Source organism: Pseudomonas sp. SAS7 (genome assembly GCF_052112345.1).
GTDB lineage: Bacteria > Pseudomonadota > Gammaproteobacteria > Pseudomonadales > Pseudomonadaceae > Aquipseudomonas > Aquipseudomonas putida_Q.
In genome coordinates this window covers 175,349-189,739 of record NZ_JBEGGO010000007.1, presented here as the reverse complement: position 1 = coordinate 189,739, position 14,391 = coordinate 175,349, and the positions used below count along the sequence as shown (strand labels likewise).

General features: G+C 57.7%; 12 protein-coding genes. 7 read left to right on the top strand and 5 right to left on the bottom strand.

The window, feature by feature from the left end:
• The 7 genes from ABI582_RS13550 to ABI582_RS13520 all read left to right on the top strand — a co-directional run bounded on the left by ABI582_RS13550 (nucleotide 1) and on the right by ABI582_RS13520 (nucleotide 8,948).
• Nucleotides 1-795: an ABC transporter permease gene (locus tag ABI582_RS13550; RefSeq protein WP_442119428.1), complete on the top strand. Its 795-nt coding sequence runs from the start codon at nucleotides 1-3 to the stop codon at nucleotides 793-795.
• Nucleotides 792-2,006 carry an ABC transporter ATP-binding protein gene (locus tag ABI582_RS13545; RefSeq protein ID WP_338746412.1) on the top strand — a complete coding sequence of 405 codons (1,215 nt, stop codon included), beginning with the start codon at nucleotides 792-794 and terminating at the stop codon, nucleotides 2,004-2,006. Before ABI582_RS13550 ends, ABI582_RS13545 begins: the two co-directional genes overlap by 4 nt.
• Nucleotides 2,006-3,397, top strand: coding sequence for a methyltransferase domain-containing protein (locus tag ABI582_RS13540; RefSeq protein ID WP_338746414.1), 1,392 nt, complete (start codon nucleotides 2,006-2,008; stop codon nucleotides 3,395-3,397). Before ABI582_RS13545 ends, ABI582_RS13540 begins: the two co-directional genes overlap by 1 nt.
• Before the next feature lie 6 nt (nucleotides 3,398-3,403).
• Nucleotides 3,404-5,935: a glycosyltransferase family 4 protein gene (locus tag ABI582_RS13535; RefSeq protein ID WP_442119427.1), complete on the top strand. Its 2,532-nt coding sequence runs from the start codon at nucleotides 3,404-3,406 to the stop codon at nucleotides 5,933-5,935.
• 102 nt (nucleotides 5,936-6,037) lie between these two features.
• A complete protein-coding gene (locus ABI582_RS13530) occupies nucleotides 6,038-7,618 on the top strand; it encodes a DUF6311 domain-containing protein (RefSeq protein ID WP_338746416.1) in 1,581 nt (526 codons plus the stop codon).
• Nucleotides 7,615-8,559 (top strand): glycosyltransferase family 2 protein, encoded by a 945-nt coding sequence (locus ABI582_RS13525; RefSeq protein WP_442119426.1) that lies wholly within the window; start codon nucleotides 7,615-7,617, stop codon nucleotides 8,557-8,559. The genes ABI582_RS13530 and ABI582_RS13525 overlap by 4 nt, the downstream gene beginning before the upstream one ends.
• Nucleotides 8,556-8,948: a GtrA family protein gene (locus ABI582_RS13520; protein WP_338746418.1), complete on the top strand. Its 393-nt coding sequence runs from the start codon at nucleotides 8,556-8,558 to the stop codon at nucleotides 8,946-8,948. The genes ABI582_RS13525 and ABI582_RS13520 overlap by 4 nt, the downstream gene beginning before the upstream one ends.
• A 133-nt stretch (nucleotides 8,949-9,081) precedes the next feature.
• Here ABI582_RS13520 and ABI582_RS13515 read toward each other — a convergent pair whose 3' ends face one another.
• The 5 genes from ABI582_RS13515 to rfbA form a co-directional block, all read right to left on the bottom strand.
• A complete protein-coding gene (locus tag ABI582_RS13515; protein WP_442119425.1) occupies nucleotides 9,082-10,227 on the bottom strand; it encodes an acyltransferase family protein in 1,146 nt (381 codons plus the stop codon).
• A 165-nt stretch (nucleotides 10,228-10,392) separates the two neighbouring features.
• Nucleotides 10,393-11,487, bottom strand: a complete 1,095-nt coding sequence (locus ABI582_RS13510) for an acyltransferase (RefSeq protein ID WP_442119424.1) — start codon at nucleotides 11,485-11,487, stop codon at nucleotides 10,393-10,395.
• Nucleotides 11,488-11,648: 161 nt separating this feature from the next.
• Nucleotides 11,649-12,761, bottom strand: a complete 1,113-nt coding sequence (locus tag ABI582_RS13505; RefSeq protein WP_442119423.1) for an acyltransferase family protein — start codon at nucleotides 12,759-12,761, stop codon at nucleotides 11,649-11,651.
• Nucleotides 12,762-12,956: 195 nt separating this feature from the next.
• Nucleotides 12,957-13,505 carry a dTDP-4-dehydrorhamnose 3,5-epimerase gene (rfbC, locus tag ABI582_RS13500; RefSeq protein ID WP_442119422.1) on the bottom strand — a complete coding sequence of 183 codons (549 nt, stop codon included), beginning with the start codon at nucleotides 13,503-13,505 and terminating at the stop codon, nucleotides 12,957-12,959.
• Complete coding sequence (rfbA, locus tag ABI582_RS13495; protein WP_442119421.1) at nucleotides 13,505-14,386, bottom strand: glucose-1-phosphate thymidylyltransferase RfbA; 882 nt, start codon at nucleotides 14,384-14,386, stop codon at nucleotides 13,505-13,507. Before rfbA ends, rfbC begins: the two co-directional genes overlap by 1 nt.
• Between the last annotated feature and the right edge of the window lie 5 nt (nucleotides 14,387-14,391).

The window sequence follows — 14,391 nt, the reverse complement described above, 5'->3', positions numbered from 1 at the left end:
ATGTTTGGCATGCTTCGGGGCGTCTGGGATTACAGAGGCTTCATCCTTACTTCCATCAAGAACGAGTTCATCTCACGCTTTGCCCGCAGCAAGCTGGGTGGCTTGTGGATGATCATCCACCCCTTGGCGCAGGTGGCCATTTATGCGCTGATCCTGTCCAACGTGCTGGGTGCACGCCTGCCCGGCATCGACAACAAGTATGCCTACGCGCTGTACCTGATTGCCGGCATCCTGGCCTGGAACCTGTTTGCAGAAATTGTCCAGCGTTGCCTCTCGGTGTTCATCGATCAGGGCAACCTGATGAAAAAGATGCGCTTCCCGCGCATTGCGCTACCGGTGATCGTGGTCGGGTCCTGCTTGCTCAACAATCTGTTGCTGTTCGCGGCGGTCATGATTGTTTTTGCCGTGCTTGGCCACGCGCCTAATGTGCAGATGCTGTGGTTGTTGCCCCTGACCCTGGCGGTTGTGGCGCTGGCGGTTGGCATCGGCCTGGTACTGGGTGTATTGAACGTGTTCCTGCGAGATATCGGCCAAGTCGTGCCGATCGTGATGCAGGTATGGTTCTGGTTCACGCCTATCGTGTACTCGGTGAATATCGTGCCGGATTACCTACGAGGTACCTTGGACGTCAACCCGATGTACCCCATCGTCACGGCCTATCACAACGTGCTGGTGTACAAACAGGCGCCTGAAGTTGCGCAGGTGGGGGTCGTGTTCGCCATTGCCCTGGGCTTGCTGGTTCTGGGCCTGTTCCTGTTCCGCCGTGCTTCTGCTGAAATGGTGGACTCCCTATGACCCTGTTGGCCGTCAATAACGTAGGCAAGGCCTACCGCAGCTACCGTTCGGAATGGCAGCGCATCGCTCGCTGGTTCTACCTGCCGGTGAAGGCCAGCAGCGAACACTGGGTGCTAAAGCACATAAGCTTCAATATCCAGGCAGGCGAGGCCATTGGCCTGGTGGGCCAGAACGGCGCCGGCAAGTCGACCTTGTTGAAGATGATCACAGGTACCTTGCAACCTACCGAAGGCAAGGTACATGTCAATGGCCGTATTGCCGCCATCCTGGAACTGGGCATGGGCTTCAACGGTGAGCTGACGGGCCGGCAAAACGCCTACCATGCGGCGGGGCTCATGGGGTTTACCACCCACCAGATTGACGGGGTGATTGACGACATAGAAGCCTTCGCTGAAATCGGCGAGTACTTCGACCAGGCTGTACGCACCTATTCCAGCGGCATGCAGATGCGTGTGGCGTTTGCCGTGGCCACCGCCTTCCGCCCCGAGATCCTGATTATCGACGAAGCCCTGTCGGTGGGTGACAGTTACTTCCAGCACAAAAGCTTTGGCCGCATCAAGGAATTCCAGAAAGCAGGCACCACGCTGCTGATCGTTTCCCATGACCGCGGCTCGATCCAGGCCCTGTGCAACCGGGCGATCCTGTTGGATGGCGGTACCGTCATCAAGGACGGCCCACCTGAAGAGGTGATGGACTACTACAACGCCATTATTGCCCAGAAGGAAAACGCCACCGTCGAAGTCCAGACTTTGTCCGATGGCACCAAGCAGACGCGCTCTGGTAGCGGCAAGGCAAGCATCGAAACCATCGCCCTGCACAATCGTGACGCCGCCCCGGTCGAATATATCTCGGTAGGCGAAGACGTTTGCCTGCGTATCCAGGTCAAGGTCAATGCACCCATTCCGGAGCTGGTGGTGGGCTATGTGATCAAGGATCGCCTTGGTCAGGATGTATTTGGCACCAATACCCATCACTTGAAGTGCATCCGCACGGATTTGGCTGAAGGTGAGCTGCTGACGTACAGTTTCCGTTTTCCTGCAAACCTTGGCGTAGGGTCGTATTCGGTGGCAGTAGCCCTGCATGCGAGTGACACCCATATTGCCGATAATTATGAGTGGCGTGACCTGGCGTTGGTCTTCAACGTTGTGAACATGTCCGAAGAAACCTTCGTAGGCCTGGCGTGGATCCCGCCGACCGTGGAGTGCAATTGATGAATGCTGGTTTTTACAGGGCTTTCGAAGACCGCTACCGTGGCTCGAGGGAGCTCATCACCCAGCGGCTCGAAGCTTACTTGCCGTTTCTGCAACCCCTGAAAACGCTGTATACCGACTGTCCCGTATTCGATATCGGCTGTGGCCGTGGCGAATGGCTGGAGTTGATGAAGCGCGAAGGCTTCACGCCGATGGGCGTCGATCTGGACGAGGGCATGCTGGAAGCCTGCCTGGCCGCTGGCCTGCCTGCGCAGAAAGGCGATGCACTGCAAGCCCTGCGAGCGCTTGCGGACGACAGCCAGGTCGTAGTGAGCGGCTTTCATATCGCAGAGCATGTGCCGTTCTCGGTGCTTGGCGAGTTGGTCAGCGAGGCCCTGCGAGTATTGCGCCCGGCCGGCTTGCTGATTCTGGAAACCCCCAACGCTGAAAACGTGATGGTGGGTACCAACAATTTCTACCTCGACCCCACTCACGATCAGCCGATACCCAATTTGCTGATGTCGTTCCTTACCGAGCACACCGGCTTCGTTCGCTCGAAGGTTGTTCGCCTGCAAGAAGCAGCTGCATTGCACGATGAACAGGCCCGGGTAGGGGTGCGCGAAGTGCTGTCTGGCGCCAGCCCCGATTATGCCGTGGTTGCCCAGAAGCAAGCCGGCGCGGAGCAACTTGAACATTTCGAGGAAGTGTTCGAAGCCTCTTACGGCTTGTCGCTTGACGACATTGCCCTGCGCTACGACCAAGGCATCGAGGGCCGCCTGGGCAAGTTGGAGAGCAGCGTAGAGGAGGTGCGTGCCACCTTCTTCGAGCCCGCCGAATTCCAGAGGCTGATGGCCGAAGTGAGCCAGCAGCAAACCCAGCAATTGCTGGCGATGAAGGAACATTACGAAGCTACCACCGAGGCCTTGCACCGCCAATGTGGTGCCATGCAGGAGGCGCTGAGCCAGGTCCAGGCGCAGGCTGAAGCCATGACCCAGGAGCGCAACGCTGCCTTGGAAAACTGCCATTGGCAACACATGCGTGCCCAAGGCGCCGAGCAGCAGATTGAAGCCATGCGTACCAGCACATCCTGGCGTCTTACAGGCCCCCTGCGCGTCACCGGGCGGGTAGTGCTGTGGCCGTCCCGTCACGGTAAAGCATGGCTGCGCGTGAAGTTGCGTCGCGCCGCGCCACACGCCCGGTTGTGGGTAGCACGCCGGCCGGCGGTGCGGCGTTTGGCCCAGGCAGTGTTGAACCGTAGTCCCTGGCTGACAGCCAAGCTGCGAAACCTGCTGGCTCCAGACCCGGCAAGCGTTGCCGTTGACCATCAGCACGGCGTGATCGATCACGCACCTTTGACACCGCGAGGCCGCGCTATCGAAAACGCCCTCCGAGCAGCAATGAAAAAGGGCTAACACCGAATGCGTATTGTAATTGACATGCAAGGCGCGCAAACCGAAAGCCGCTTCCGTGGCATCGGCCGATACAGCGTATCCTTGGCTCAAGGCATTGTTCGCAATCGCGGCGAACATGAGGTTTACCTGCTGCTCAATGGCATGCTCAGCGAAGGGATCGAAGCCATTCGTGGCGCTTTTGACGGCTTGCTGCCACAAAGCCATATCCGCGTCTGGTATGCACAAGGCCCGGTGGCCGGTATCAACCCGGCTAACCATAGCCGTCATGAAGTGGCCAAGCTCATTCGCCAGGCTGCTATCGATGAACTGCAGCCCGATGTGGTGCACATCACCAGCGCGGTCGAGGGCTTCATTGATGACGCCGTCATCGGCCGCCCGCCTGAGAACAAGCGGGCTATTGTCAGCGTCACCCTGTATGACCTGATTCCGCTGACCAACCCGCAGCAATACCTGGACCACGCTCAGTACAAACAGTACTACATGGACATCGTCGGCTCTTTCAAGGACCACGGCGTGCTGCTGGCGATCTCGGAATGTGCCCGTCAGGAAGCGCTGTCGTTACTGCCGTTGGACCAGCACAAGGTTTTCAATGTGTCGGGCGCAGCAGACGAAGTTTTCCGGCCCGTCACCCTCACAGACGAGGCGCGCAGCGCGCTCAAGGCCAAGTTCAGGCTCCGCGATGCGTTTGTGCTGTATTCCGGTGGGGCAGATGAGCGTAAGAACCTGTCTCGGCTGATTGTCGCGTTTGCTGACGTCAAGCGGGAAGTAAAGGACGTGCAGCTGGTGTTTGCCGGCAAGATGTCTCAGCACATTGTCGAGCGCTACCGCGGGGAAGCATTGGCGCAAGGGCTGGGTGAGGATGACCTGGTGTTTACGGGTTTCATCACTGACGATGAGCTGGTGGCGCTGTACAACACATGCCGCCTTTACGTATTCCCGTCCTGGCATGAGGGCTTTGGCCTTCCGCCGTTGGAAGCCATGAAGTGCGGCGCCCCGGTGATCGGTGCCAATACATCCAGTGTGCCTGAAGTGATTGGTTGGGAAGAAGCCACTTTCGACCCGCTCGACACCGCCTCCATCGCCCAGAAAATGAGCCAGGCACTGGTGGACGACACCTTCCGCGAGGCGATGATCAGCCACGGCCTGGAGCGCGCCAAGCTGTTCTCCTGGGACCTGACAGGCAAGGCTGCCGTTGCCGCGTTCGAGCAGTGTATGCAAGACAGGGCAGCTGTTGAGCAGCCCGTGGATGAAGACCTGCCTACCGAGCAACGCATCCAGCAACTGGCCGAGGCGCTGGTTGCGTCGGTTGATCTGGGCAACGGCGAGGTCGATGTCGAGCGCCTGGCGAAGGCCATAGATTATTCGCTGCAAGGGCCAGCGGCCAAACCGAACCTGCTGGTGGATATCTCACAGCTGTGCCGGCACGATGCCAAAAGCGGTATCCAGCGTGTGGTGCGCAGCATTCTACTGGAATGGTTGACCAACCCGCCCGAAGGCTACACCGTCACGCCGATCTACACCAAGGTAGAGGAATCGTTCTACCGTTACGCCAGGCAGTTCACGGCCCAGTTCCTTGGCAATGCGCCAGGCGACGACGACGTGGACGAGCCCATCAGCTACAAGGCCGGTGACGCCTACATTTGCCTGGACCTGCTGCTGGATATGCTGCCGCAGCGCCAGCCGTACCTCGATACCATGCGTGCCCACGGGGTAAGCCTGTTCTTTGTGGTGTATGACCTGCTGATCCTGCAGATGCGCCACTTCTTCTCTGACCACCTGCACCCGTTCTACGTTGACTGGATCAACACCATCGCCCGCTACGACGGTGCAATGTGCATTTCCCGCGCGGTAGGGGACGAACTGCAGGCGTGGATGGACGAAAACGCACCCAAGCGTAACCGGCCATTCCGCATCGGTGTGTTCCACCTGGGGGCCGATATCGACCAGTCGGTGCCGACTACCGGTATACCGGAAGACCCGGCCATGCGTATCGAAGCCTTGCAACCCAACCCTGCCTTCCTCATGGTCGGTACGCTGGAGCCGCGCAAAGGGCACCTGCAAACGCTGGAGGCCTTCGAGCTGTTGTGGCAACAGGGTGTGCAGGCGAACCTGGTCATTGTTGGCAAGCACGGCTGGCTGGTGGAAGAGCTTGCGGCCAGGCTTGCCGACCACCCCGAGCGTGGAAAGCGCCTGTTGTGGCTGGAAGGGGCAAGCGACGAGTACCTGGAGCACCTGTACCAGCAGTGCGACTGCCTGTTGGCTGCTTCGTATGGCGAAGGCTTTGGCCTGCCGCTGATCGAAGCGGCACAGCACGGGCTGCCGATCATTGCCCGCGACCTGCCGGTGTTCCGTGAAGTAGCGGGCGAGCATGCCTGGTTCTTCGCCGGCACCGACGCGCGTAACATGGCTGACAGCATCGCTGCCTGGCTGGAACTGCATGCTCAGGGCCAGCACCCCAAGTCGACCGATATGCCGTGGCTTACCTGGCAAGGAAGCGCGCAACAGCTAATTGGCGAAATCAGCAAGAATGCGTACTGACCGCATCGCCCTGAAAAACTGCATGGACGGGAAAATAGAATAATGGGTTTGAAGCTTGACTCAACAGGCAGAGCCGGCTTTGCGTTCGCATTGGCTTTCGGGTTGTTCTTTGTACTGCGGCACTTCCCGCTGGACTTCATTCTTGGCACCAATTCGTATTGGCAGACTGAAGTCGAGGACGTCACCCAATATTTTGCGGGTTTCAACGCGTTCTTCAGCGCGCCGTTCAGCTACCCGCTGTTGGCGTTCGACAGCATAAACTACCCGCAAGGGACAAGGGCTACCTTTGTAGATGCAATACCCTTGTACGCCTTCGTGCTGAAAGTCTTGGTGCCCAAGAGCTTCGCGCCGTTCAACCCTTTCGGCGTGTGGATTGCGGGCTGCTTCATCGCCCAGGCCCTGTGTGCCTGGTGGATTCTGCGCGAACTGCGGGTGCGCTCGTGGCTGGCGCTTGTGGCCGCAGTAGTGTGCCTGGTGAGCATGCCCGAGTTCACTTCGCGCATTGCACATGTGTCGCTGATGTCGCAGTGGATCGTGTTGTGCGCGTTGGCGATGTACCTGCGCTGCCGCAACACCGGGCAGCCACATGGTTGGGCCTGGGGGGTGCTGCTGGTTGCTGGTTTCTACGTGAACATCTACCTGTTCGCCATGGCCAGCGCCATCTACCTGGCCAGCTACCTGGGGCGCGCTGATCGCTTCAAGCCCGCTTCTATCGCCCGCGCCCTGGTGCCATTCGTTATCATCGGCGCCAGCTTGTTCCTGACCATATTCCCGATGGGTGAGGCGGCAGTGTCAAAGGAGGGCGGTTTCGGCGTGTTCTCGATGAACCTGCTGTCACCGCTGCACGGTGGAAAATACCTGCACTTCCCCAACCCGGAGATGCCAGGGCAGGGTGAAGGCTTCAACTACCTTGGCATGGGCGTGCTGCTGGCCTTTGTCTTGAGCCTGGTGTTGTACCGCAAGAGTAACGACGACACGTTCGCCCGCCACAAGGCGCTCACCTGGTTGATGGCGCTGTTCACCGTGTATGCGTTGTCCAACGAGATCTACCTGGGCACCAGCCATCTGGTATCGATCGACTACCCGTCGATTCTGAGCCCCATCACCTCTCAGTTCCGTGCTTCGGGCCGGTTCTTCTGGCCGGTGGGTTTTTGCGTGGTAATCTTCTCCATCACCTACCTGTACCGTCGGCTGGATGCCAAGCTGTTCGCAGCGTGCATGCTGGTAATGCTGGTTGTACAAATCAGCGACCTGTCTGCATTCCGGCGCTTGCTGGTGGCGGTGGCCAATCGCCCGGCTGAAACCGTGCTCACCCAGGCCGCCTGGAACGAGCAGGCAACGAAAGATACCCAGTACCTGTATTTCTTCCCGAAATTCAAATGTGGCCGTGGCGACCAGGTGCTCCGGAGCTTGATGCCGACCATGCGTTACGCTGCCGTGAACAACATCAAGATCAACACCGGTTACGTTGCCCGGTCCAACGCCAACTGCAGTACCGAGAGTACCCAGGCAGAAATTGCAGGGTCGCAATTTGCACAGTCCATGTACGTGTTCAATATTGGCGACTTCCCGCAAGTGGATCAGGTTAAACAGTTTTTCCCATCAAACCGTCAGCCTGAGTGCAAAGTGATCGACTTTGCCTATGTCTGCCGCGTCGGCCAAGCAGGGCAGGTGAACCCATGACCGAACCGAACAAGCGCACAATCTCGCTGGTTTCGCCTTTCTACAATGAGGAGAAAGGTGTAGAGGCGTTTTTTCAGCGCATCAATGAAGTATTCGCCGGCTTGGCTGATCGCTACGAACTCGAAGTGATCGCAGTCAATGACGGCAGCCGCGACCGCACCTATGATCAGTTGGTACAGGCCAAGGCAGCAAATCCCTATCTGACCGTAGTGGACCTGTCGCGCAACTTTGGCAAGGAGGCCGCGATCTCTGCCGGGCTCGACTTCGCGACTGGCGACGCCATTGTGCCGATAGACTCCGATCTGCAGCACCCGCCAGAGGTCATTCTGGAACTGGTCGAAAAGTGGGAGCAGGGCGCGGAAGTGGTGTTGGCCAAGCGCGTTGACCGCGAAACTGACCGGCCAATCCAGAAGCTGACGGCCAACTACTTCTACAAGGTGCACAACCGCATTTCGGACATCGACATTCCAGCTGATGTGGGCGACTTCCGGTTGATGGACCGGAAGGTGGTCGACGCCTTGAAGACATTGCCGGAAAGCCGCCGCTTCATGAAGGGGCTGTTCGCCTGGGTGGGCTTTCGTACCACTACGGTGGAATACAAGGTTGCCGCCCGCGAGCACGGTACTTCCAGCTTCAACACCTGGAAGCTGTGGAACTTTGCCATCGAGGGCATTACCAGTTTCAGCTCGGTGCCCTTGCGTATCTGGACTTACCTGGGCTGCGCGGTATCGGCGTTGTCGTTCGTCTACGCGGCGTTCCTGCTGGTAAAAACCTTGTTCTTTGGCGTGGATTTGCCCGGTTACGCGTCGATCATGATCACGGTACTGTTTGCCAGCGGTGTGCAACTGATTGGTATCGGTGTGCTGGGGGAGTACGTGGGGCGCATTTTCACCGAGTCGAAGAACCGGCCTGTGTATATCGTGCGTGATGTGATCAAGTGAAACACATCATCCCTGTGCGTTATCACGAGTTCATACGTTTTGGCTTGGTTGGCGTTGCCAACACCGCTGTACATGCCGGTATCGTGGTGGCGTTGATGGAGTTGCTTGCGCCCCCGGCCTTCGTGGCCAATGGGGTGGCGTTCTGTTTTGCCAACGTGATGTCCTACCTGCTCAACAGCCGGTTCACTTTCAGGATGCCAGCGAGCCTGCTCGGCTATCGCCGCTTTCTGGCGGTATCGCTAGTGTCATTGGGCCTGACCTTACTGATCACCTCCCTGGTGGAGTACATCGGTCTGCATTACGCGGTAGGGTTGGTGATGGTGATCTTCGTGGTGCCGGTGTTGAATTACCTGGTAATGAAGCTTTGGGCGTTCAAGCCTGCGGCGTGATTGCCTGCATGGTTGCGGGCCATCAACGGTGTTGAATCCTTGGCCCGCTAACCCGCCCCACAGGTAGTGCGCAGTTTTCAGGCTCACCGGCTACCTGTGGTGGCCGGCGCCCGTTGCTGACTGAGTGGCACGCCTACTCGGTCGCATTCCCCAGGTTCCCAGGCGCGACCGGCGCAGGCCTGGCCCCCTTCCCGAAAATCCGCTTACCCAGATGCATGGTCGGTACCTCTACCAGCCGATAAAGCGCGTACGCCAGCGTCAGCACGAAGATCAGCGTCAACAAACCCGAGACCGGGAACGACAGGCCCTGGTCCATCAGAATACGCAGGCACAGATAGCCGATGATCGAGTGTGTTACATAGATCGAATAGCTGATATTGGCGATGAAATCCAGCGGCGCAAACGGGCGGAAATACCGGCGCAGCATGTAACTGACGCTGAACAGGATAAAGCCGTAAACATAGTTTTGCGGCACCGATGGCATCTGTACATCCCAGTCGGTGTGTGGCCAGCACACCAGGAACACCAGCATCAAAATGGCCACATAGGCCAGTAATTGTCGAGTCGTGTAGGTACCGGTGTAGTGGTGATAGAAGCCGGTACCAATGAACATGAAGATCACACACATCAACTCGGTCTCAAGCGATTCCACCAGGCCGACGCGCAACTCCCACCCGGCCAGCAATGTGGGAAGCGCCTCGCACGCCGCGAGCACCGCGACGGCGAACAAAATGACCGGGAAGGCATTGCCGGCCTTGATCGAGCGATACAGCAGGGCGGCGATGATATAGAACTTGATCTCGATGGCCAGGGTCCAGTTGACCATGTCGATGGAGGGGTAATGCAAGTTGCCTTGCAGCAGGAACAGGTTGGCAAATAGCCGGTCCAGCGCCATGGAGAAGGGCTGCCCCCAATATCGGCTGGACATATAGACCAGCGCCAGCATGATCAGCGAGGCGACGATATAGGTCGGGTAGATACGCAGAAACCGGGCGATCAGAAACTTGGCAGGCTCCAGACGATTCAGCGAAAACGGGATGACAAAGCCGCTTATCAGGAAGAAAACCGAAACGCCAAAAGGACCATAGTTGAAGGTTGGGATCGTCAGCCAGTAGATCATGCTTGACGAAGGCCCTTCCACGACCGGGGCATGGATATAAGAAGCCACCACATCCCGTGAAAACCAATAAACACCGCACCAGTGAACGATAAGCACGGCGATCACCGCCACGCCTCTTAACTGGTTGGCGAAAAGCGCTCTGTCTGAAGCTTGTTGCATGCCGGTTCTCCTGAAAGTGGTGGCATTGTAGTTATCACCGAGGCTGCGGATAAGCTCATTGCCGTTGTTTTTTCCGGCTGTAGAATGAATACTGATGGGCAAGCGTTTTAAACCATGCCGCAGAGCTGTCGCCAGACCACAATGATACTGGCCCCAGTGTTTACGTCAGCCAGGAATAATTGCTCGAACGACAGGGGTTTTTCTGATGATGTAGGTGATGAGCCCACATATCACGAAAACCACGACCATTACGGTCGGGATCGCCAGCCAGGGGTTGATGAAATTCCAGGCGAGGCCTTTGTGGTGCAGCTCCCAGATCACCATGGGGTGCATCAGATAGATGCCAAAAGTGAGGTTGCCGAGAAAAATCATCCCGCCCCGGGAGCCTGGGTAGCGGGCCACCAGGCGCTGGGCCAGATACCTGACGATGCAGAACAGGCACACTGCAGCAGCGACCACGAACGGAGCGAAGTACTCATAAAACAGTTCGGTGTTGGTCGCAGCTTTTTTGGAGTAGTACCAGGTCAGCGCTGCGGTTGCTGCACTGCATAGCAGGTAGAAAGTTATGCCTGCGTACACCCCTTTCAGGTTTATCTTGAAATGGTGATACAACAGTGCGCCTGCCAATATATAACCGGGGTAAATATAGAAAAAGCGCGTATCAATATACGCCCGTGCTTCACCGAAGGCGCGTTCGGCGAACGGTACGATGCTGGCAGTTATCAACCACACTCCAAGTACCAGGCACTGCAGCCTCAACGGGCTGCTGCGGAAAAAACCCGCCAACACAGGGATGAAGAAGTAGGCCGCCATCAGCGTGTACAGGTACCACAAATGGCCCGCCACCGGCCAGCGCACGATTGCAACCAGCCAGTGTTTGAGCTCGGAAAGGTCTGGCAGTATCAGCCCGGTGACCTTGTACTTATTGTAGGCAAGATAGATCAAAGACCACGCGAGCAGCGCGAAGCCCATGCGCCACACGCGGCGTAGTACGCTGCTGACACTGTGCGAGCGCGGCAGCAGCAATGCACCGGTGATCATGAAGAAAATCGGCACACTTGCGCGGGACAAGCTCTCGTAGGTGTTGACCCCCCACCAGTGTGGCGCCAGCTGGGCAAACCCGGTGGCGGAAACATGGATCACGATTACCATCAATGTGGCGACGAGTCGTAACGCATCAAGTGACACGTCGTGGGTTTTGTCGGCCGAGTACTGCACCGCAACCTGAGGCGGCGCGGTTGTCGCGGTCAAAGTATTCACGGGGCGTCCTGTTGTATTTATTTGAGGGCGGCGTAAATGGTGCAGATATCAGTGGGTGCAGTAGCTACTTCACCATAAAGCATGCGCGGGATAAACCCCAGCAGCTCCAGCATCCAGGGGTACAGCTAGGCGGACAGTGCTGAAGGCGCTATTGCCCAGGCTTACGCCGACGCCCGTGTGCCCGATTGTCTGGGGTTTGCCAATCGGCTACGGCGCAAATATCGCTGAACCGGGCGTTCAAACCATTTATGACAGGCCAGACTGAGGGGAATGAGCACTGCAAAGAATGCCAGCATCAGCCCTGGGCTGTAGAAGTTTTCGCGCGCGTAACCAAGGCCATCCAGCGCCAGTGCAAACGCTATTTGCAGCGGAAAATGCAGGAGGTAAGAGGCGTAGCTGATATCTCCGACCCAGGCAGTACTGCGCAACAGCCCTGGCCAGTGCAGGCCGGCAGCGGCCAGCGCAGCCAGGGTAGCAGGGAAGCACAGGCATATGACCAGGGTGGGGTTTATCGCATCGTATAGCCATATTTGCGAGCCCCAACTACCTGACGCAATGCAGCAGGCAGCGAGAAACGCCGGGCCGGAGCCTAGCCATTTCCGTAACTCGCAAAGTACGCCGTAAGCGAGCCCGCCAGCAAAAAAGCATAACAACCCGCTACCGATTTTGTAGTTGTCGGGGTATAGCATCAGGCCTGCGGCAAAAGCGATTACGGTAAGTAACCAGCGCCAGCGGCCGGCCAGACAGATGACGAAAAACAAGGTATAGAGCAGCACCTCGACCGAGACCGACCAGATTGGCGCGTTAAACGACCACCCGCGTTCAAATCCCCAGGCGGGCACCAGCAAAAGATTGAGCAATGCGTGATAGGCATCGTTGAAAGGGTAAACAAAAAAGCCAGTATGACTGTTGGAGTAGACAAACTGCAGCGCCCCTACTGCGGCGAATGTCAGCAAGTGCAGCGGGTATAGACGGCTAAAACGGTCGACCGCGAAGTTGCGCGCGTTGACCCTGCGCGTGGCCACGCCTTGCGCGAACAACCAGAAGAACACAAACCCGGAAATGGAAAAAAACAGTTGCACCGCCAGACCGCCATGCTGGTACAACGGCGCAAGCGCGGTATAGAAGGGTTGGCGCGTTGGGTCGAAATCTGACGGACTGTTCCCCACGTAGAAAAAATGTTGCCAATGCCAGAACACGACGCAGAGCGCTGCGATACCCCGTAAAGTGTCCAGGATATAAAGCCGTTCGGCTGGGGCGGATGTGGCAGACATTGGAGTAGTCGCTGGTCGCAGAAAAAGCGAAATGCTGGCAGCTGTTGCTGCGCCCTGTCAACGTAAAGCGGCCACTCATCCAATAGGTTTTACTACGTCTGAGTGCGAGCCGTTCAGGCTGGACGAATCGCGTTTATGCAGGGTGGCTGCTGAGAGAAACAAGATAGGCGAGGCCATGCCGCCTCGCCTATCTCATCAATCGAACAGTTCGGCGTCAGCTAGCGCGACCCCAAGCTGGTCCTTGCCAGACAGGCTTGGTGCGAAATCGATAGGCCATTCGATGCCGACTGCCGGGTCATCCCAGGCAATGCAGCGCTCGCACTGCGGCGAGTAGAAGTCGGTGGTCTTGTAGAGGAACTCTGCGGTTTCACTCAACGTGACGAACCCGTGTGCGAACCCTGGCGGGATCCACAGTTGGTTCTTGTTCTCGGCCGACAACACCGCACCTACCCATTTACCGAAGGTAGGGGACGAGCGACGGATATCCACCGCAACATCGAAGACTTCGCCTTGCACCACACGCACCAGCTTGCCCTGGGCGTGAGGTGCCAGCTGGTAGTGCAGGCCACGCAGCACGCCTTTTACCGAGCGCGAGTGGTTGTCTTGTACGAAGTCGGGCTGCAGGCCGGTCACTTCGCTGAAGACACTGGCGTTGAAGCTTTCGTAGAAGAAACCACGTTCGTCGCCGAACACCTTGGGAACGATGAGCATTACGTCCTTGATGGCTAAAGGTATTGCACGCATCAGAAAACTTTCACCTCAAGCAAATTACGCAGGTATTGCCCATAGCCATTTTTCATCATGGGTTGCGCCAGGCGTTCGATTTGTTCTGCAGAGATCCACCCGGCGCGATATGCGATTTCTTCGGGGCAGGCTATTTTCAGTCCTTGTCTGCGCTCAATGGTCGCAATGTACTGGCTGGCTTCAAGCAGGCTGTCGTGAGTGCCGGTATCCAGCCAGGCGTACCCGCGGCCCATGATCTCTACGTGCAGCTGCTTTTGTTGCAGGTACAGGTTGTTCAGGTCGGTGATTTCCAGTTCGCCCCGCGCTGAAGGTTGCAACTGCCGGGCAAGGTCAACGACCTGGTTGTCATAGAAGTAAAGGCCCGTTACGGCATAGCTGGACTTGGGTACTTTCGGCTTTTCCTCGATGGAAAGCACGCAGCCGTGCCCATCGAACTCAGCCACCCCGTACCGCTCAGGGTCCTGAACGTGATAAGCGAACACCGAAGCACCATCCTGTCGCTTGTCTGCATTGAGCAGCAGCGCCTGGAAGTCATGGCCATAGAAGATATTGTCGCCCAACACCAGCGCCGATGGATCATTGCCAATGAATCCTGCGCCGATGGTGAACGCCTGGGCCAGGCCATCCGGGCTTGGTTGTACCGCATAGGAAAGGTTCAGCCCCCACTGGCTGCCATCACCCAGTAGTTGCTCGAACCTGGGCGTATCCTGAGGCGTCGAGATAATGAGGATGTCGCGGATACCCGCCAGCAATAGCGTACTGAGCGGGTAATAAATCATGGGCTTGTCGTATACCGGCAGCAGTTGCTTGGATACCGACAATGTGGCGGGATGCAGGCGCGTGCCCGAACCCCCCGCCAGAATAATTCCTTTACGCGCCATATGCG

Excerpts from the sequence above, each read along its gene's own strand:
- ABI582_RS13550 (WP_442119428.1), top strand. The coding sequence starts at position 1 with ATGTTTGGCATGCTTCGGGGCGTCTGGGATTACAGAGGCTTCATCCTT.
- ABI582_RS13545 (WP_338746412.1), top strand. The coding sequence starts at position 792 with ATGACCCTGTTGGCCGTCAATAACGTAGGCAAGGCCTACCGCAGCTAC.
- ABI582_RS13540 (WP_338746414.1), top strand. The coding sequence starts at position 2,006 with ATGAATGCTGGTTTTTACAGGGCTTTCGAAGACCGCTACCGTGGCTCG.
- ABI582_RS13535 (WP_442119427.1), top strand. The coding sequence starts at position 3,404 with ATGCGTATTGTAATTGACATGCAAGGCGCGCAAACCGAAAGCCGCTTC.
- ABI582_RS13525 (WP_442119426.1), top strand. The coding sequence starts at position 7,615 with ATGACCGAACCGAACAAGCGCACAATCTCGCTGGTTTCGCCTTTCTAC.
- ABI582_RS13515 (WP_442119425.1), bottom strand. The coding sequence starts at position 10,227 with ATGCAACAAGCTTCAGACAGAGCGCTTTTCGCCAACCAGTTAAGAGGC.
- ABI582_RS13505 (WP_442119423.1), bottom strand. The coding sequence starts at position 12,761 with ATGTCTGCCACATCCGCCCCAGCCGAACGGCTTTATATCCTGGACACT.
- rfbC (WP_442119422.1), bottom strand. The coding sequence starts at position 13,505 with ATGCGTGCAATACCTTTAGCCATCAAGGACGTAATGCTCATCGTTCCC.
- rfbA (WP_442119421.1), bottom strand. The coding sequence starts at position 14,386 with ATGGCGCGTAAAGGAATTATTCTGGCGGGGGGTTCGGGCACGCGCCTG.